This is a genomic window from Brucella haematophila (assembly GCF_005938105.1).
GTDB lineage: Bacteria > Pseudomonadota > Alphaproteobacteria > Rhizobiales > Rhizobiaceae > Brucella > Brucella haematophila.
In genome coordinates, this window is record NZ_VCPE01000008.1 from 172,048 (window position 1) to 189,045 (window position 16,998).

The following is a 16,998-nucleotide window of genomic DNA, read 5'->3' on the forward strand; positions in this document are numbered from 1 at the left end:
CTCCCATTGCTTGTTTACTCGCGCTCGTGGATGACGACATTCCCGTTTCCGTCATCCGCCACAGGGACCGCATCAAGTCCGTCCAGCCCGGCAGACAGGCACGCGCCGCTCTCGGCATCGAACGTCGCATCGTGAGCTGTGCAAAGAAGACGCGCACCATCGGTTGAGAGTATCTCATCTGATCGGTAGTTTAATGGGAGATACTGATGCGGACAAGCATTGACGAATCCGCGCACAATTCCGCTCTGCCTGATAAGAAGAAGTGGAAACTCCTTCCCATCAGCGCGAAGAACCAGACATTTTGTGTGACCATCGGCTATGTCCAAAGAGGCGCATAGGACGGTGCCGTTCTCAGGTGCGCCAGAATATGAGCGCCACGCATCACTCATGCACGATTGTCAGCCAGTTGGCCGCTCTTGGATGTCGGCTGCACATTGCCTAACACACCGCGCTGAATCTGATCTTCCTCGATGGACTCGAACAAGGCCTTGAAGTTGCCCTCGCCAAAGCCATCATCGCCCTTTCGTTGAATAAACTCGAAGAAAATCGGGCCGATTACGGTCTTTGAGAAAATCTGCAGAAGGATGCGCGTCTCGCCACCGCCCAGAACACCTTCGCCATCGATGAGGATTCCACGCTTCTTCAACTTGTCGAGCGGCTCATTGTGATCTTTGACACGCGCCTTTGACTTTTCATAATAAATGTCCGGGGGACCGGGCATGAATTCCAGCCCCTGCGCAGCAATTGCATCCGTGCCGCCGTAAATATCATTACTGGCGATTGCTATATGCTGGATGCCCTCGCCCTTGTATTCACGAAGATATTCCTCGATCTGGCTATGATCATCCGCACTTTCATTGATTGGAATGCGGATTTTCCCGTCAGGAGACGTCAATGCACGGCTGGTCAGCCCGGTCATTTTCCCGGCGATGTCGAAATAGCGGATCTCACGGAAATTGAATGTGTCGTGGTAGAATTTGTACCAGGTGTTCATATTCCCGCGCACGACATTATGCGTAAGATGGTCGAGGTAGTAGAAACCGAAACCCTCCGGTTTCGGATCGACCTCACCCAGCCATTCAAACTCCGCTGAATAGCAGGAACCATCGTCGCCATAAGTATCCACGAAGTAAAGCAGCGACCCGCCAATGCCGATGACAGCGGGAACATCGAGCGACTTGCCGTCGCCGCGATATTCTTCCGCACCCAATTCCACAGCGCGCCGCAGCGCATGGCCCGCATCCACCACACGCCATGCCATCGCGGGCGCACAAGGTCCATGGTCTGCAACAAACGCCGCGGCATGGCTGTTTGGCTCACGGTTCAGAAGATAATTGATATCACCCTGACGGTAGAGAACAATGTCGTTCTTGCGGTGCTTGGCAACGGGTCGAAAGCCCATCTCGCGGAACAGAATGTCGAGCTTTTCAGGCTCGGGATGGGCGAATTCAACAAATTCGAAGCCATCCGTTCCGGCAGGATTTGCTTCGTTGATTTCGGCTTTCGGCGCGTCGTGCGGATATGGTCCCATTTTGAATCCTCCTTATCGTCATTAAGACGGATTCTACGGGATGGATTACGCGAAGTACTTGCAATGTCGCACGACCTCGAAGAAGATTTGCATGAATTGTGAGCCATAAGGACATTTCATGCACGAAATTACCCTCGATTCCTTTGATCGTGCAATTCTGCAAACATTGCAGCGAGATGCATCATTGACCAATGCCGAGCTTTCCGAACTCGTCAATTTGTCACAATCCCAATGCTCGCGCCGCCGAACGCGGTTGGAACAGGAAGGCATTATTCAAGGCTATTCTGCCCGTCTCGATCCCGTACGGCTTGGTTATGGCCTGCGGGCTATCACACGCATCAATCTATCGACGCATAATGAACGCACTGATGAATCCTTTGTCAGCTTTCTCGCAAGACATGAAGAAGTGCGCGAAGCCTATTCGGTGTCCGGCGATGCGGATTATGTGTTGATCATCGTCGCCAAGGATCTTGCTGCCTTTGCTGATTTCATACATCTCGTATTGCTGCCGCACCCGCAGGTCGCTCGTGTGCAATCGGAAATCGCCTTGCGCACAATGAAATCCGAAATTGGCCTGCCCATCGGCTAGACAAGCCACAGCTGGCTGATATCAGAGACCCGCAGTTAGGCTTCACTTTCTATTCGCGACAGCAAGTCGAGCAGCAAAGGACGCAACCGGCGGATTTCTTCGCGGTGGGTCAGGCTCAGTTCGGCCAGTATTCTTTCCGCCTCGTCGGTCAGGCCGAGTAGAGTTTGCCGTTTATCATCCGGTCCCGGCAAACGCCTCAGAAGCCCCAGTGCTTCAAGACGCGCAATCAATCCGCTGGCGCTATGCGGCTTCAAAACCAGACGCTCTGCGACATAACCCACTGTTGCCTTGCCGTCTGCTGCTGCGCGAATGGCCAACAGCGCCTGATGTTGCTGCGGTGTCAGATTATACTCGGCGGCCTTGCTTTCACTGAAGGCCATGAAATTTCGCAACGAATAGCGAAAATCCGCCAGCACCGCATAATCGTCATCAGTCATTCTTCTCGAAGCCATTTTTACCTTCTTGAATTATATCGCATTACGATATAATTCGCTTTCGATCTCATCAAGTCCGGAGCGATTATGTCCACGCCTTCAGCCATACCAAATCTTCCACGATTGCGCGACCATACGACCGATCGCCGTATGTTGATGCTGGCGCTTGCGGCTGTCGTGGTTGGTACAGGCGGCGCGTTCGGGGCGTGGTTGCTGCTGAAGCTCATTGCCCTCTCGACCAATCTTTTCTGGTTTGGCCGATTTTCATTCGCGAATTCCGAGATCATCGACAATCAACTGGGCATGTTGGCAATTATCATCCCGGTCATCGGCAGCCTCATTATCGGATTGATGGCGCGATATGGTTCGGAAAAAATCCGTGGACACGGAATTCCGGAAGCGATTGAAGCGATCCTGTTTGGCGAGAGCCGTCTTTCGCTCAAGGTCGCGGTGCTGAAGCCATTGTCTTCCGCAATTTCCATCGGCAGCGGTGGTCCCTTCGGCGCCGAGGGACCAATCATCATGACGGGCGGAGCCATCGGCTCTCTATTCGCCCAGCTTTTTGAACTGAGTGCAGCGGAACGCAAAACACTGCTCGTCTCAGGCGCAACAGCAGGCATGACGGCGATATTCGGCACACCAATGGCGGCCATCCTGCTTGCATTGGAGGTATTGCTTTTCGAATGGAAACCGCGCAGTTTCATACCTGTGGTCGTCGCTGTTCTGGTCTCGACTGCCTGGCGGCCCTTTCTGATCAGTTCAGGGCCGCTTTTCCCCTTCATGAGCCTCGATGCCAGCGGTGGAATGCCTCTTTTGTTTGCGTTGATCCTCGGCGCTATTGTCGGCATCCAGAGCGTGCTGCTCTCAACCGGCCTTTATCGCATTGAAGACATGTTTCACCGGCTGCCTATCCACTGGATGTGGTGGCCAGCGCTTGGAGCGATTGCGGTCGGTATCGGCGGATTGATTGATCCGCATGTTCTCGGTGCAGGCTATGCCAGCATTCAGCAATTGCTGGATGGCTCAATGACAATGAAGGCAATCGCACTGCTACTGGTGGTCAAGGCGGCGGTGTGGCTGATCGCGCTGGGGTCCGGCACTTCCGGCGGTGTGCTCGCGCCGCTTCTTCTGCTCGGCGGCGCTCTGGGCGCATTGATTGGACAGTTCCTGCCGGGCGGCGCTGGTTTCTGGGCAATGATCGGCATGGCCGGAATATTGAGCGGCGCGATGAGAGCACCACTGACAAGTGCGATCTTTGCGGTCGAACTCACCGGCCATTTTGCGGCCTTGCCCGAGACAATTGCCGCGTCGGCCTCTGCCTATGCCGTCAGCGTGCTCATTCTCAATCGCTCTATTCTGACGGAGAAAATTGCGCGTCGGGGACGGCACATCTTGCAGGAATATTCCGTAGACCCGTTTGCATTTCTTCAGGCCTCACACGTAATGACGCCCAGCCCTCAATGCCTGTCGGGCAAACAGTCGATTGATGCCACAATTGCATTCTTCACCAAAGACGCACGCCACAGAGCCTATCCGGTGCTGGACGATGACGGGCGCTTGCTCGGTCTCGTTTCACGATCGGAAGTTTTGCAATGGCAAGTGTCGGGCGCTCCGGTAGCAGCCTCGCTCGCCGAGACGCTTTCAGACGCGTCTCAGCCCACTGCCTTTACATCAACGCCACTGGGTGAAGTCGCCGATCTCATGGTCATGAGTGGTATCCCGCGCATTCCGATACTCGACCCCCAATCCCATAATGTGGTTGGTCTGGTCTCGCGTCAGGACCTGCTCAAAGCGCGCATTGAACAGAGCAATGTCGAGATTGTTCGGAAACGCTGACGAACACGAATGGGCAAACGCTACCGGTAAATTTCGGGCTTATAGCGACTACCCAAACGATACCGATCACCGGCATAGATCAGCTTGTTGACGGTCGCGACCGTCTCTCTGGTCCATGTGCGGCGGTCGAGATGGAGGCAAGCCGCATTGACCTCGATTTGCAACAAAGCTGCAATGTGGGCATCTGCGGTAACGGCTGAGATCACCTGCTCGACTTCCGTCATCGGTGTGCTCTTCTGCAGATAATCGTAGGTCGTGATGGTGTGGAAGTCCTGCAACTCGTAGTCCTGCACCAGTTGCGTATTGACGAAACGTTCCTCCAATTGCACCGGCACATTGTTTTCGAAATGCACGATGATTGAATGCGCGACAGGTATTGGGCTTTGCAGTTCAAAAGCGTTCAACAGTGCTGCATCCGGCTGCACAATATCGAGGGCCACCACCTGCGCGCGATGCGTGCCACCCCGCGCCGCGATCTCATTGGCAATATTCACCACTTCAATCAATGTCGTTTCGGGCTTTGGTGGTGAAACGAAGGTACCGACACCTTGGATACGCTTCAAAATGCCCTGATCGGTGAGTTCGCGTAGCGCACGATTGACAGTCATGCGAGAGATGCCGAGCGCATCGACAAGCTCATGTTCAGATGGCAGGCGAAAATTTCCGGGCCAGCGTCCAGACCGGATATTTTCCAGAACCTGGGCTTTGACCTTCTCGTAAAGCGGCCCTGCTGTCTCGGGCAATTCCATCGCCGATGCGTGATCACTATCCGATTTGCCGGTAGAGCCCATGATTAAACTACGCTCCTATCCGTATGATCGTTTTCAGCCCCTCGGCCTGCCCTGCAAGCAACCGGTCGTAAGCCTGAGGTACTTCATCAAGCGAAATCTCGCGATCGATCAATTCGACAAGCGATGCTTCCAGCTCTGGAAGCAAGGCCGCGATTTCCGCAAGTTCGTCCTGATAGGCGTGGCATCCGATCAGGCTGATTTCACGCTCGACCAGAATATTCGGATCGAGCTCGATCTTGCCGTGCGAAATCCCCACAAGCGCCAGAGACCCGCCACCCGACAGGACATCGATTATCGCATTCAAAACGGCGATGTTGCCCGTCGCATCGATTGCGTACCGTAAAGTCTTTCCCGAAAGGACGGCTTCCAGCGCTGTCTTGTTGAGCCGGACGCTGGTCGCGCCGGTCACTCTTGCGACCAGTCCTGCCCGCTGTTCATTGCGGTCGCAGACCAGCACCGGCCCGTCGTGCAAGCGCGACAATAACAGAGCAACAAGCCCGCCAATCGGTCCGCAACCCACAACCAGAACCGCCTCGCCAGATGGCAAACGCTGCTTGCGAATGGCGTGCAACGCGACGGAAAGCGGCTCGCCCATCGCGGCCACAACGGGGTTGATGTCAGCGACATAGGGGACGAGCAACCGCGCCGGCAGCGCCGTCTCTTCGGCAAAGCCACCATCGCAGACTTCACCGATAAATCCAAGCGTGGAACAGACATTGTGCCGACCGCTCGCACAGGCCGGGCACTCGCCGCACCAATATCTGGAATCGGCGATCACCGTATCGCCCGGCTTGAACCCGCTGACACCGGCACCAATCTCGGTCACAACGCCAGCAAATTCGTGACCTGCGACCGATGGCGAACGGCTGATCCACTGTCCGGTCGAGAAGTTGTGCAGGTCAGAACCGCAAATTCCAGCCGCCGATACTTTTAGTCGAACCCAGCCCGGCTCAAGTAGCGCCGGCGGGTCGATATTCTCGACCCGCAAATCTTTGGCTGCATAAAGCCGAACCGCTTTCATGAAACCCACCTTGTTCAGAGATAGTCTTTACGGATTTCCGAAACGGCATTTTCATGGGAAGAAAAGCCCTCGTAGCGGGCAAGCGTGCGGGCGTGCTTGGCGAATTCCGGATAGGCGGAAGCCGTCACATAACCGATGGAAGAGCGCTTCACGAAATCGGTGACGGAAAGCGGGCCATAGGTGCGCGCCCAGCGGCTGGTCGGCAGAACAGCGTTCGGGCCCAGGCCGAAATTGCCAATGACGACCGGCGTATGTGGCCCCATGAGAATTTCTGCTGCCTCAGTGATGTGGCCAAGATGCGCAAATGGATCGGTCGAAAGCAGCTCCAGATGTTCTGGCGCGTAATCGTTGATGAAGCGATAGCTTTCCTCGACTGATGACGTCAGAACGATGCCGCCATATTTGCCGGTCAGCACAGTCTTGGAGAAGCCGACGCGCTGTTCCGTCATGCGCGCCCAATGATCGGGGAGAGCGGCAAGTGCTTCCTCAACCACGCGACGGCTATGCGTGACCAGCCAGGCTGATGAATCCGGGCCGTGTTCGGCTTCGATCAGAAGGTCGAGCGCGGCAAGACCGCCCTTGACAGTGTCGTCGGCAAAAATCACCGCTTCGGAAGGACCTGCGGGAAGACCCGGATCGATGACGCCACCCAGAAGGCGCTTAGCAGCCACAACCCACGGGCTGCCCGGACCAACGATCTTGAGCGCGGGCTTAACCGTCTCCGTGCCATAAGCAACAGCTGCAACGGCCTGTGCGCCGCCCACCTTATAGACAGTTTCCACACCAGCAAGACGTGCGGCGACAAGCGTGGCAGCATCAACCGAGCCGTCCGGGGTCGGTGGGGTAACGATGGCCAGTTCCGGCACACCGGCGACGACAGCGGGAACGGCTGTCATCATGGTGACAGACGGAAATGCGCCTTTCCCGCGTGGAATATACAGCGCCACAGAGCGGATTGGCGTGAAACGATCACCAGCGAAAGCACCGGGACGCATTTCCTTCAGCCACATCGCTTCCGGCTTCTGCTCTTCGTGGAAGTGACGGATATTGTCGATACCAAACTGAATGGCTTCAATGACATCTTTTTCGACCTTGTCGAAAGCCGCGTCAAATTCCGCCTCGGTTGCCTTGATATTGGCCGGATCAACTTCGGCCTTGTCCAGATCGCGCGCAAACCGCACCAGTGCGGCGTCGCCTTCCGTGCGCACCGCTTCGATAATCGGCTTCACTTTCTCGATAAAGCCGGAAAGATCGGTTTCGGAACGCTTCAGAAGCTCCGCACGTCCAGCATCATCCAGCTTTGCCAGTTCGTGAAAGGTAACATCGGACATAGTCGGCTCCTTGCTTGCTGCCACGGGGTCGCAGCTGGTCATTTCGATTTGAGGAAAATGTCGAGCCCGACCAACCGGTCGAGCAGGAAAATGGCAAACGCAGCGCAGGCGATGAAAACCACAGAAATCGCTGCAAGATCGGGCGTGATGATGGACCGGATCGAATTGTAAATCTGCACCGGCAGGGTGACGATACGGGCATCAACCAGCAGCAGGCTCACCAGAAACTCATTGAGCGCGAGAATGAACATCAGCAACGATCCGCTGATCACACCCGGCACGACAACAGGCAGCGTGACAAAGAAAAATGTCGATATGGGCCCCGCCCCGCAATTGGCTGCCGCCAGCTCAAGATCCGCGTCGAGATTGGCGGCGCTTGCCGTCACCGCCCAGATCATGAACGGGAGATTGATGACACAGGCTGCAATCCCCACTGGCCAAAGCTGACCGAGAATGCCTGCATGACCGAAGATCAGCATCAAACCGATGCCTGAACCGATCAGCGGAATCGTAAAGGGCAAAAGCAGATAGATCTGGATCGTCTTTTCAAAGCGGACCGCATATTTGGCCAACGCGATACCGGCAAGCGTTCCGACGGGAATGGCCACGATGGTGCAGATGAAAGATACGTAGAGGGAGCGCAGGAAAGCGTCCCACAAGTCGCTCGTCCCGACGATCTTCTGATACCACTTCAATGAAAACCCTTCCGGGGGAAAGGTGATCATATTGCCCGAGGTAAAGGACGCACCGAGAACCACGATGGTCGGTGCCGAAAGCAGGACCAGCACGGCAATCACAAAGGTCCAGATAACAACAGATTTGGACAATGGAGCGGTCATTTCCGTGCCCTCCCCATGGCAAGTGTTCCAGCACCGAACAGCGTGAAAACGAGCCCGACAAGGATGGAGCCGACACCGACCAAAAGCAGCGCCAATGTCGCGCCCAGTCCCTGATCGGAGGTGCGGAAGAACTGGTCATAAATCGCGTTGGCGATAAAATCCTGAGAGCCACCGCCGAGGATTGCAGGAATGGCAAAATCTGTGAGCGAAAGCGTCATCACTACCAGTCCGGCACCAATCAAGCCGGGACGTGCCATGGGTAGAACAACATGCGCAAATGTTCGCACCCAGTTCGCACCGAGCGAACTTGCCGCCGCTTCCATTTCTTCCGGAATGGCGGTCAGCGCCGGGGCCAGCATCAGGACTGCAAAGGGCAGCATATATTGCACAAGGCCGAACAGCACTGCCGGATAGTTATAAAGCAGGCGCAAAGGCGCGATGCCGACGAGGCCAAGCGCCTCGTTCACCATGCCCTGATTGCCCAGGATGATAAGCCATCCATAAGCGCGCACCACCTGCCCGATGAAAAACGGCAGGAAAAGCGCGATCAGCAGAAGTTTGCGCAGCGCCGCCGAAGGCGTTCTGACCATCAGATACGCATAAGGAAATGCCAGAACGAGTGTGAAAAAGGTCACGACGAGCGATCCCAGAAGACTGCGCCATGCAACCGTCGCAAAAAGGGATTCCGTCAGGGCGCGCTTGTAGTTTGCAAGCGTATAATAGTCCGACATCAGGAATGTCGACGTATCCAGCGTGCGCAGGCTGGTATCTGCGATCTGCATCAGACCCAGTACCAGCAATCCGACCAGAACAATCGCCGGAAGCAGCATCAGATAAGGCACAGCACGGTTGAACCGCGCGGGCCATAAAAAGGCTGCGATTGCTTCCAGCGTATCCATGATGCGCCATGTCATGGGATAGGCAGTGCGTGCCGCTCGCATGTTTCAATTCCTGAATATTTGCCTTGAGATATCGGGCATGAGATCGCCCTATTCGGGCGATCCCGGTTGTTTATAAAGCTGGATCAGCCCTGCATGATCGCCTTGAACTTGGAGAACCACTCGCTCTCGTTCTCAACCTGTACCTTGGCCGAGATGCGGATGAGATGTTTGAAATCCTCTTCCGTCGTCGGATAAGCAGGATCGTTCACCAGATCGGCGGGCGGGGTCAGACCCGGAACCACGCCGGGCAAACCGAGACCGTCGAGCCAGACCTGCTGCGCATCCTTGGTCAAGGCAAAGTTGACATATTCCTTGGCCCAGTAAAGCTCATTCTCTGGCAGGCCCTTTGGAACCCAAAGACCGTCCGTATCGAACTTCGCACCCTCTTCCGGAACGGTCCAGTCGATCTTGACGCCGTTCTTCTGCGCTTCGCGCGCATTGGTGGAGATGGTGCAGGCCAGATCGATTTCACCCTTCTGGAACCAGGTGGTGAAATCCGGATCTTCACCGAGAAGCGGCTGCTGCTGCTTCACCTTTGTGATGAAATCCCAAGCCGGTTGCATGTTGGCCGGAATGTCTTCGAGCTTGCCGCCACCGGCAACCTGCGCCGGGAAGTGGAAGCCGATACCGTCATTGTAAAGCGCGATGCGTCCCTTGAACTTGGGATCAAGCAGCGCATGCCACGACTTTGGCGGGCCGTCTGGAAAGGCTTCCGGACGATAGGCCAGCACATAAACATAGCCATAGGTATTGACGATCGGATAGCCGTCGAGGCCGACCGGCTTGGCAAGATCGGTCGTGTTCTTGAGGTTGGACAGGTCCGACAGATCTTCCGTCACACCACGCAAGGCCGACTTGGTCGCATTGGTCGTCGTATCCCAGTTGACATGGATCGGCGGAATACGCTTCTGCGCCACCGCAGCCCAAAGCTTCGGCTGAATCTCATTGTCTTCGGTCAGATCGTGGCGAATTGAAATGCCGGTCTTTGCAGTGAAGGGGTCGGAGACGCCCGCTTTCAGCGCATCCACCCAGCTACCGCCCCAGGCGCGAACGATCAGTTCCTTCGGCTTTGCAGGCTCTTCTGCAAAAGCGCGGGACAAGCCAAGTGAAGTGGTTCCCGCTGCTGCTGCCAGAGCGCCTGCGCTTTGCAGGAAGCGGCGGCGGTCGAGTATCAAAAAGGGCTTCTTCAGAGCGCTCATAATGTTCTCTCCTCTAGGGTTTTGTCTGTAATCTGGTATTCAGTTCATGCTGCAAAAACGATGAGATCGCGTGCATTCCAGCCAATGGGAACGGTCGCGCCCTCTTCAAACTGGCTGTGTCCGACCGGGTCGTGATCGAACACGCGCATCAAGGCGTCGCCCAGTGCCGGCACGCGCAATTCATATACTATCCGCTCGCCCTCAAAAATCGCGTCGGTCACCACACCTTCGAGCTTCGTATCAAGCCCTGCGCCGCTTTCAGCGTTAGCACCAATACGGATTTGTTCAGCGCGAATGGCACAAGAAACGGCATCGCCTGCCGCAACGGGCTTGTGACCATCAACCATGACACCTGCAAGCTTCGGTCCGGCATCAACCTGCACAACGCTGCCGTCCACGGAAGCAGCTTTACCGGTGATGAAATTGGTGACGCCGATAAAGTTCGCGACAAAGGCGTTGGACGGATTGCGATAGGTTTCCGATGGCCTTGCCATCTGTTGTATTTCGCCGCCATCCATAACAATGATCTCATCCGACACGACCAGAGCTTCACGTTGATCGTGGGTGACGTTGATGGTCGTGACACCCAGTTCGCGCTGGATACGGCGAAATTCAAGCTGCATTTCTTCACGAAGTTTGCGGTCAAGAGCAGCCAGCGGTTCATCGAGCAAAAGAAGATCAGGCTCGAATACAAGAGCGCGTGCAATGGCGACACGCTGTTGCTGACCGCCGGAAAGTTCATGAACACGCCTGTTGCCCAATCCGCCAAGGCGAACCAGATCGAGATAGCACTCAACCCGCTCGGGAATGGTACGAGCATCAAACCGGCGCATCTTGAGTGGGAAGGCGACATTTTGTGCCGCCGTCATGTGCGGAAACAAGGCGAGTTTCTGGAACACCATGCCGATGGAACGCTTGTGCGACGGGACCGCACTGACAGCCTGTCCATTGATGAAGATTTCGCCGACACTTGGACGCTGAAAGCCTGCAATCAGCCGCAGCAGAGTCGTCTTGCCCGAACCGGACGGTCCGAGAATGGTCAGGAAACGCCCCTGTTCGAGATCGAAGGAAGCCGACCGGACGGCATGGAAACCGTTATAGATCATGCTGACATTCTTGGCCGAGACGGCAGCCGGTCCATTCTTGGCAGTATGGCCAGTTCCGTTTCCGGTGGTTTTCATCGATGTTTCCCGTTTCATTCAGAAGCGTTTGAAAACGCCAGATAGAATTGTCTCAAATCGCGTTTCGAAGCTTCGAAACGCTTAAATCGATGCCAGATAGCCGCCATCGATTGGAATGACCTGCCCCGTTACATAAGCCGAAGCTTTGCTTGAAAGGAACACCACAGCACCTGCAACGTCTTCCATTCGGCCGAACCGACCTTGCGGAATTTTATCCAGCATAGATTTTTGCCATTCGTCGTTCTCATAAAAGACGTCCGTCATTGATGTGCGGAAATAGCCCGGTGCGATGCCGTTGACCCGAATGCCGTGCGGCGCCCATTCGGTCGCAAGCGCATGCGTCATGCCCATGAGGCCGGATTTCGATGAGCCATAAGGCGCCGCTGTCGGAACACCAACATAGGAGGTTAGCGAACAAAGATTGATGATTGAGCCGCCGCTTTTGGCATCCGTCATGTGACGCGCAGCAGCCTGAGCGCAGAAGAAAGCGCCCTTCAGATTGGTCGAGACAATGCGATCCCACAGCGCTTCATCAATATCAAGCGAAGGCCGTATTTCTTCATAACCGGCATTGTTGACGAGAATATCGAGACCGCCCAGTTGTGCTGCGGCTTGTCCAGTCACGCGAGCACAGGCATCAACATCGCGGACATCAAGGGCGAGCGGCACACAGACGCGCCCATGGGCGGCGATACGAGAAGCCGTTTCGGTCAGATCGTCGGACTTACGCGCTGTTATGGCGACGTCGGCCCCCGCCGATGCCAATGCTTCGGCAATAGCCTGTCCCAGCCCCCGGCTTGCACCAGTGACCAGCGCCTTACGCCCGCTAAGGTCGAAAAGCGATAAAACCTGCATCATGTTCCCCTATGGACCTTGCCTGAACAAACATCGCCAGAACTTCTAATCATTCTGGGAGTAATGTTTAGCAATTTTTTATGGTCTCCCCGACATAAAGGCATCTTTTTCGGAACTTGTCTATACATATATATACAAAATAGGAGTTTAGTCTTAGAACTCTTTTATGAAGGACGCGCCGCATCCAAGAGCGCGCCATCAGAGGAGAACGCAAATGACCAATGATGAAGCCCCCCTCAACAGTCTGATTCGTCCGGAAATACGAGCGCTTAACCCTTATAATGCCGGGCTGACCATTGCCGAAGTTGAAGACCGCTATCACCCCGCGCAGATCGCGAAGCTCGGTTCAAACGAAAACCCGCTAGGCCCTTCCCCGAAGATAGAAGAGTTATTCGCCTCGGCGCATGATCTGCTGCGGCTCTATCCCGATCCATCCGGTCGGGCTCTGGCGCTGGAAATAGCACAAGAATTTCTGTGGCCCGAAGATGAGGTCATTCTGGGCAATGGATCTGAAGATCTGATCGGTGTGATCTGCCGTTCCGTCCTTCGCCCTGGTGATCACGTTGTCACCTTATACCCGTCCTTCCCTTTGCACGAAGACTATTCAACGTTGATGGGCGCAACCGTCGAACGGGTCGAAGTGAAACAATCGCTGGAGGTGGATGTCGACGCATTGGTCGAAGCGGTTTCGAAAGGCCCTCGCCTTGTCATGTTCGCTAATCCACTCAATCCGGTTGGAAGCTGGCTTGATCCGGAAGCGCTGCAACGGGTCGTAGAAGCCGTCTCGCCGGACACCTTGCTTGTGCTGGATGAGGCCTACGCGGAATATGCCGCTGGCGATGATTATCCATCTGCCATCGACCTGCTGCGCGACACCGATCTCAACTGGGTGGTGCTTCGGACCTTCTCCAAGGCTTACGGGCTGGCAGGCGCACGGCTTGGCTTTGGCCTTACCAGCGACAGCGCCTTACGCGGATATCTGGACCGCGCCCGCACGCCATTCAACGCCAATGCGATTGCACAAGCGACGGGATTGATTGCACGCCGTGATACGGAACATCTTGCGGCAGGTGTGGCGCTTGCATTGCGTGAGCGGGATCGGGTGGCTGAATTTCTCATGACACGGAGAGTCCGGTTCGCCCCATCGAAAGGCAATTTCCTGTTCATCGACGTGAAGTCGGATTCTGTCACTTTTGCCGAAAAGCTCCTGCGAGACGGCGTTATCGTCAAACCCTGGAAGCAGCAGGGTTACACGAACTTCATTCGCGTCAGCATCGGCAGCCCGGAAGAGAACGACCACTTCATGCAATCATTTGATCGGATATGCCCAGTCAGCTGATCTGCTATAGCCCGAAACATAAACGCCAAACAGGCGCCCTGAACTCAGAGCGCCTGTTTGTATAACTTCTCAATGCCACTGCGCAGGATGGCAAGCCAAGAGGTAGGCTAATCTCACGCCTTGCCGAGACGCTTGCGCAATTCGGCATTCTCAGCGCGAAGCCTTGCAGCCAGTTCCTTGCGCAGCTTCAGATTTTCAGCTTCCAGCGCCACAAGCGCCTTCAGATCATCACCCACAGACGACTGGACCGTTGCCGGTGCTGCAGTTTTTCCAGCGGCGTTTTTCCAGTTGTAATAGGTCTGCTCGCTGACTTCAGCCTGCTGCAAAACGGCTTTCAGCGTGGTCTCCCCACTCTTCATCGCCTTTGCAACAGAAGCGAGAATGGAAGCGCGTTCAGCTGGAGAATATCTCTTTCTCGTGCCAGCAATAGGCGTTGCGGCAGTTACATCCGCCTTGTTTGCCTTCGCAGCAGGCTTTGCAACCACAGCCTTGGGCTCTGCTTTCTTGCGCGGCGCGCGGGTTTTCGGCTTGGCGCCCGCAGACTTCTCTACGAAGTACGGCTTGAGATTGGCGCGAATGCGATCCAGAACCGTATCACCGGTCAGATCAGGCACAAAAGTCTTACCCGTTATCTGTTCGTAGGCCTGAACATAGACCTTCGACGTCTGTTCAATCAGATCGAGCGGGATTTCCGGGATCGGATCATTATAAGGATCGCAACGCTCGGTGACCCAAGCGCGCACAAAGTCCTTGTCAAAGCTTGCCGGACGGCTGCCTGCCGCAAAGCTCTCTTCATAGCTGTCGGCAATCCAGTAGCGGCTGGAATCTGGCGTATGGATTTCATCCGCAAGAATGATGCGACCGCTGGCGTCTGTCCCAAACTCGTATTTGGTGTCGACAAGGATCAATCCACGTTCAGCAGCACGCGCCTGTCCGCGCTCGAAAAGGGCCAGCGCATAACGCGACACTGTTTCCCATTGTTCGGCAGTCAGCAGACCCTGTTCAAGGATTTCCTCACCGGAAAGCGGCTCATCGTGCCCTCCGTCAAAAGCCTTGCTGGTCGGCGTGATGATTGGATGCGGCAGCTTTTCATTGTCCCTGAGACCATCGGGCAATATAACGCCATACATCTGGCGCTCACCCTTGCGGTATTTCGTCAGGATCGACGTGCTGGTCGTTCCAGCGAGATAACCGCGGACAACCACCTCAACCGGCAGAATATTCAACCGCGTGCCGATGACGACATTCGGATCGGGATAAGCCAGAACATGGTTCGGGCAGATATCAGCGGTTTCCTCGAACCAGTAGGACGCAGTCTGCGTCAAAACCTGACCTTTGAACGGGATCGACGTCAAAATGACATCGAAGGCGCTCAGCCGATCAGTCGAGATGATGATACGGCTGCCGTCTGGCAGGTCGTAGTTCTCACGAACCTTGCCGTTGTAGCGGTTCGGCAGTTCCGGGATATCAGCGCTGGGGAGAATGCGCAAAGTGCTCATTGGCAGAGGCTTCCGCTGTTGGTTCCGTCTGCCCTTCCGCTTAAACGCGCAAGTGGCTGCCCGTCAAGGATGAAGTCGCCCCGAATGCCAACTCAGCACTTCGCTCCCGGCTGTGCTTGCTCGCCCTGCATACGCTCTCCCCAGTCACGCATACTGATCAATATAGGCGCCAGAGAGTGGCCAAGGCCGGTCAGCTCATATTCCACCTTTGGCGGCACCTCCGGAAAAACAGTGCGATTTATGATCCCATCGGCCTCCAGTTCCCGAAGTTGCAAAGTCAGCATCCGTGGCGTTGCGGCCGGAACAAGCCTGCAAAGCGCGTTGAAGCGCAGCTTTCCTTTCAGCAAATGGAAGAGAATAACCGGCTTCCACACGCCGCCGATGACCGAAAGCGTTGCTTCTACCGCGCAGCCTGTTTTGCTGACACTGCGACGCTTGCCGCGGGCCCTGACACTATCATCCATGATACTACATGCCAAATTTGTACGTACTTTTTCAAAGATCAATATAGGCCTATTTGTTCCGGCATTAAAGGAGACAATGCCGTGCAGAGTTACATTCTAACTGGAAACGAAAATCCACGCCTCAAACTGGTTGAAAAGCAGGATCGCAAGCCCGGTCGCGGAGAGATTGCAGTCGATCTGCGCGCTGCATCGTTGAATTATCGCGACCTCATTGTCGCGAAGCGTACCAAAGACAGCATTCCCTTGTCCGACGGAGCGGGCGTAGTGTCGGCCATCGGAGAAGGCGTGACCGATTACGCCATCGGTGATCGCGTGGTCATCGGCTTCATGCCTGAATGGGTGGAAGGCCCTTTTTCTGAGGCCAAGAAGGCCTCAAGCCTTGGCGGGAATATTGTTGATGGCGTGTTAAGCGAGCGCATCGTCGTACCGGCAACCGGGGTCGTGCGGATACCGGACACTATGACATTTGAAGAAGCCTCAACGCTTCCCTGTGCGGGCGTCACGGCATGGTCGGCGCTTTTTGAAAGAAGACCGGTTCAGCCCGGCGAGACCGTATTGCTCCTCGGCACAGGCGGCGTGGCGATTTTCGCCTTGCAACTCGCAAAAATGGCAGGCGCTCGGGTCATCATTACATCGAGTTCAGACGAAAAGCTGGAGCGGGCCAAAAAGCTCGGCGCAGACCACGTCATCAACTATCAAACACATCCGGATTGGGAAAATGAAGTCCTGCGGCTGACGGGCAATATGGGCGTTGACCTGGCGATTGATCCAGCGGGTCCGGCCACACTGAACAAGACCCTCAAGGCAACACGCTTTGATGGACGCATATCGCTTATGGGTGTCCTGACCGGGTTCGATGGCCCCATTGAAACCGCTGCAATCCTTGAAAAGCGGATCACCTTGCAGGGCATTTATGTCGGCCCGGTTTCAACGCTTGCGTCCCTTGTTCGCACCGGCATCAAGCCGCAGATCGACAAGATCTATCCGTTCAGCCAAGCCGAAGACGCTTATAACGCGCTCCAGGGCGCGGGGCATTTCGGAAAACTGGTCATCAAGATCGGACAGTAAAGTTGCAGCCACCTAGGCTAAACGGCCCCGGATCAATATTCGACATCACCACTATACGGCGCATTCCGCATAGTGGTGAT

17 protein-coding genes and 1 pseudogene are annotated in these 16,998 nt (G+C 55.5%); 4 read left to right on the forward strand and 14 right to left on the reverse strand.

The annotated features are described in order from the left end of the window. Nucleotides 1–14: 14 nt before the first annotated feature. Together FGI60_RS26820 and hppD are read right to left on the reverse strand one after the other, a co-directional pair. On the reverse strand, nucleotides 15–389 hold the full coding sequence (locus FGI60_RS26820; RefSeq protein WP_138785674.1) for a Rieske (2Fe-2S) protein: 375 nt from the start codon (nucleotides 387–389) through the stop codon (nucleotides 15–17). After that, nucleotides 386–1,531, reverse strand: coding sequence for a 4-hydroxyphenylpyruvate dioxygenase (hppD, locus tag FGI60_RS13745; RefSeq protein WP_138785675.1), 1,146 nt, complete (start codon nucleotides 1,529–1,531; stop codon nucleotides 386–388). The genes FGI60_RS26820 and hppD overlap by 4 nt, the downstream gene beginning before the upstream one ends. A gap of 118 nt (nucleotides 1,532–1,649) precedes the next feature. On the opposite strand from hppD, the gene FGI60_RS13750 reads away from it, so the two are divergent. Beyond that, a complete protein-coding gene (locus FGI60_RS13750; protein WP_138785676.1) occupies nucleotides 1,650–2,120 on the forward strand; it encodes an Lrp/AsnC family transcriptional regulator in 471 nt (156 codons plus the stop codon). Nucleotides 2,121–2,155: 35 nt separating this feature from the next. On the opposite strand, the gene FGI60_RS13755 is transcribed toward FGI60_RS13750, so the two are convergent. After that, on the reverse strand, nucleotides 2,156–2,572 hold the full coding sequence (locus FGI60_RS13755; RefSeq protein WP_235889810.1) for a MarR family winged helix-turn-helix transcriptional regulator: 417 nt from the start codon (nucleotides 2,570–2,572) through the stop codon (nucleotides 2,156–2,158). A 69-nt stretch (nucleotides 2,573–2,641) separates the two neighbouring features. Here FGI60_RS13755 and FGI60_RS13760 point away from each other — a divergent pair, with 69 nt between their 5' ends. After that, a complete protein-coding gene (locus FGI60_RS13760) occupies nucleotides 2,642–4,390 on the forward strand; it encodes a chloride channel protein (protein WP_210238444.1) in 1,749 nt (582 codons plus the stop codon). Between the two features lie 20 nt (nucleotides 4,391–4,410). On the opposite strand, the gene hutC is transcribed toward FGI60_RS13760, so the two are convergent. The 8 genes from hutC to FGI60_RS13800 all read right to left on the reverse strand — a co-directional run bounded on the left by hutC (nucleotide 4,411) and on the right by FGI60_RS13800 (nucleotide 12,548). After that, complete coding sequence (gene hutC / locus FGI60_RS13765) at nucleotides 4,411–5,181, reverse strand: histidine utilization repressor (protein WP_138785677.1); 771 nt, start codon at nucleotides 5,179–5,181, stop codon at nucleotides 4,411–4,413. Between the two features lie 7 nt (nucleotides 5,182–5,188). Further along, on the reverse strand, nucleotides 5,189–6,202 hold the full coding sequence (locus tag FGI60_RS13770; protein ID WP_138785678.1) for a zinc-dependent alcohol dehydrogenase: 1,014 nt from the start codon (nucleotides 6,200–6,202) through the stop codon (nucleotides 5,189–5,191). Nucleotides 6,203–6,216: 14 nt separating this feature from the next. Then, nucleotides 6,217–7,533, reverse strand: a complete 1,317-nt coding sequence (gene hisD / locus FGI60_RS13775; RefSeq protein WP_138785679.1) for a histidinol dehydrogenase — start codon at nucleotides 7,531–7,533, stop codon at nucleotides 6,217–6,219. Nucleotides 7,534–7,571: 38 nt separating this feature from the next. After that, the gene (locus tag FGI60_RS13780; protein WP_113534202.1) at nucleotides 7,572–8,372 is read right to left on the reverse strand and encodes an ABC transporter permease; all 801 of its coding nucleotides are present in this window, start codon (nucleotides 8,370–8,372) and stop codon (nucleotides 7,572–7,574) included. Continuing rightward, nucleotides 8,369–9,313 carry an ABC transporter permease gene (locus FGI60_RS13785; protein WP_138785680.1) on the reverse strand — a complete coding sequence of 315 codons (945 nt, stop codon included), beginning with the start codon at nucleotides 9,311–9,313 and terminating at the stop codon, nucleotides 8,369–8,371. Before FGI60_RS13785 ends, FGI60_RS13780 begins: the two co-directional genes overlap by 4 nt. An 83-nt stretch (nucleotides 9,314–9,396) precedes the next feature. Then, nucleotides 9,397–10,512 carry an ABC transporter substrate-binding protein gene (locus tag FGI60_RS13790; protein WP_138785681.1) on the reverse strand — a complete coding sequence of 372 codons (1,116 nt, stop codon included), beginning with the start codon at nucleotides 10,510–10,512 and terminating at the stop codon, nucleotides 9,397–9,399. A 44-nt stretch (nucleotides 10,513–10,556) separates the two neighbouring features. Beyond that, a complete protein-coding gene (locus tag FGI60_RS13795; protein ID WP_138785682.1) occupies nucleotides 10,557–11,693 on the reverse strand; it encodes an ABC transporter ATP-binding protein in 1,137 nt (378 codons plus the stop codon). A gap of 81 nt (nucleotides 11,694–11,774) precedes the next feature. Beyond that, nucleotides 11,775–12,548 (reverse strand): SDR family NAD(P)-dependent oxidoreductase, encoded by a 774-nt coding sequence (locus FGI60_RS13800; protein ID WP_138785710.1) that lies wholly within the window; start codon nucleotides 12,546–12,548, stop codon nucleotides 11,775–11,777. Between the two features lie 214 nt (nucleotides 12,549–12,762). On the opposite strand from FGI60_RS13800, the gene FGI60_RS13805 reads away from it, so the two are divergent. Continuing rightward, a complete protein-coding gene (locus tag FGI60_RS13805; protein ID WP_138785683.1) occupies nucleotides 12,763–13,887 on the forward strand; it encodes a histidinol-phosphate transaminase in 1,125 nt (374 codons plus the stop codon). A gap of 113 nt (nucleotides 13,888–14,000) precedes the next feature. Here the strand turns inward: FGI60_RS13805 and FGI60_RS26530 are convergent, their stop codons facing one another. The 3 genes and pseudogenes from FGI60_RS26530 to FGI60_RS13815 form a co-directional block, all read right to left on the reverse strand. Then, nucleotides 14,001–14,372 carry a transposase gene (locus FGI60_RS26530; protein ID WP_268898835.1) on the reverse strand — a complete coding sequence of 124 codons (372 nt, stop codon included), beginning with the start codon at nucleotides 14,370–14,372 and terminating at the stop codon, nucleotides 14,001–14,003. A 66-nt stretch (nucleotides 14,373–14,438) separates the two neighbouring features. Next, nucleotides 14,439–15,377 (reverse strand): annotated as a pseudogene (locus FGI60_RS13810) (phosphoribosylaminoimidazolesuccinocarboxamide synthase); the annotation flags it as partial. Between the two features lie 101 nt (nucleotides 15,378–15,478). Further along, a complete protein-coding gene (locus FGI60_RS13815) occupies nucleotides 15,479–15,850 on the reverse strand; it encodes a winged helix-turn-helix transcriptional regulator (protein ID WP_138785711.1) in 372 nt (123 codons plus the stop codon). Between the two features lie 81 nt (nucleotides 15,851–15,931). On the opposite strand from FGI60_RS13815, the gene FGI60_RS13820 reads away from it, so the two are divergent. Then, nucleotides 15,932–16,918: a zinc-dependent alcohol dehydrogenase family protein gene (locus FGI60_RS13820; protein WP_138785685.1), complete on the forward strand. Its 987-nt coding sequence runs from the start codon at nucleotides 15,932–15,934 to the stop codon at nucleotides 16,916–16,918. Nucleotides 16,919–16,998 lie beyond the last annotated feature (80 nt).

What these genes read in the sequence shown, in the direction of transcription:
- FGI60_RS13795 (WP_138785682.1), bottom strand. Translation starts at nt 11,693, where the DNA reads ATGAAAACCACCGGAAACGGAACTGGCCATACTGCCAAGAATGGACCG.
- FGI60_RS13800 (WP_138785710.1), bottom strand. Translation starts at nt 12,548, where the DNA reads ATGCAGGTTTTATCGCTTTTCGACCTTAGCGGGCGTAAGGCGCTGGTC.
- FGI60_RS13790 (WP_138785681.1), bottom strand. Translation starts at nt 10,512, where the DNA reads ATGAGCGCTCTGAAGAAGCCCTTTTTGATACTCGACCGCCGCCGCTTC.
- FGI60_RS13780 (WP_113534202.1), bottom strand. Translation starts at nt 8,372, where the DNA reads ATGACCGCTCCATTGTCCAAATCTGTTGTTATCTGGACCTTTGTGATT.
- FGI60_RS13755 (WP_235889810.1), bottom strand. Translation starts at nt 2,572, where the DNA reads ATGGCTTCGAGAAGAATGACTGATGACGATTATGCGGTGCTGGCGGAT.
- FGI60_RS13750 (WP_138785676.1), top strand. Translation starts at nt 1,650, where the DNA reads ATGCACGAAATTACCCTCGATTCCTTTGATCGTGCAATTCTGCAAACA.
- FGI60_RS13760 (WP_210238444.1), top strand. Translation starts at nt 2,642, where the DNA reads ATGTCCACGCCTTCAGCCATACCAAATCTTCCACGATTGCGCGACCAT.
- FGI60_RS13805 (WP_138785683.1), top strand. Translation starts at nt 12,763, where the DNA reads ATGACCAATGATGAAGCCCCCCTCAACAGTCTGATTCGTCCGGAAATA.
- hisD (WP_138785679.1), bottom strand. Translation starts at nt 7,533, where the DNA reads ATGTCCGATGTTACCTTTCACGAACTGGCAAAGCTGGATGATGCTGGA.
- hutC (WP_138785677.1), bottom strand. Translation starts at nt 5,181, where the DNA reads ATGGGCTCTACCGGCAAATCGGATAGTGATCACGCATCGGCGATGGAA.
- FGI60_RS13770 (WP_138785678.1), bottom strand. Translation starts at nt 6,202, where the DNA reads ATGAAAGCGGTTCGGCTTTATGCAGCCAAAGATTTGCGGGTCGAGAAT.
- FGI60_RS13815 (WP_138785711.1), bottom strand. Translation starts at nt 15,850, where the DNA reads ATGGATGATAGTGTCAGGGCCCGCGGCAAGCGTCGCAGTGTCAGCAAA.
- hppD (WP_138785675.1), bottom strand. Translation starts at nt 1,531, where the DNA reads ATGGGACCATATCCGCACGACGCGCCGAAAGCCGAAATCAACGAAGCA.
- FGI60_RS26820 (WP_138785674.1), bottom strand. Translation starts at nt 389, where the DNA reads ATGAGTGATGCGTGGCGCTCATATTCTGGCGCACCTGAGAACGGCACC.
- FGI60_RS13785 (WP_138785680.1), bottom strand. Translation starts at nt 9,313, where the DNA reads ATGCGAGCGGCACGCACTGCCTATCCCATGACATGGCGCATCATGGAT.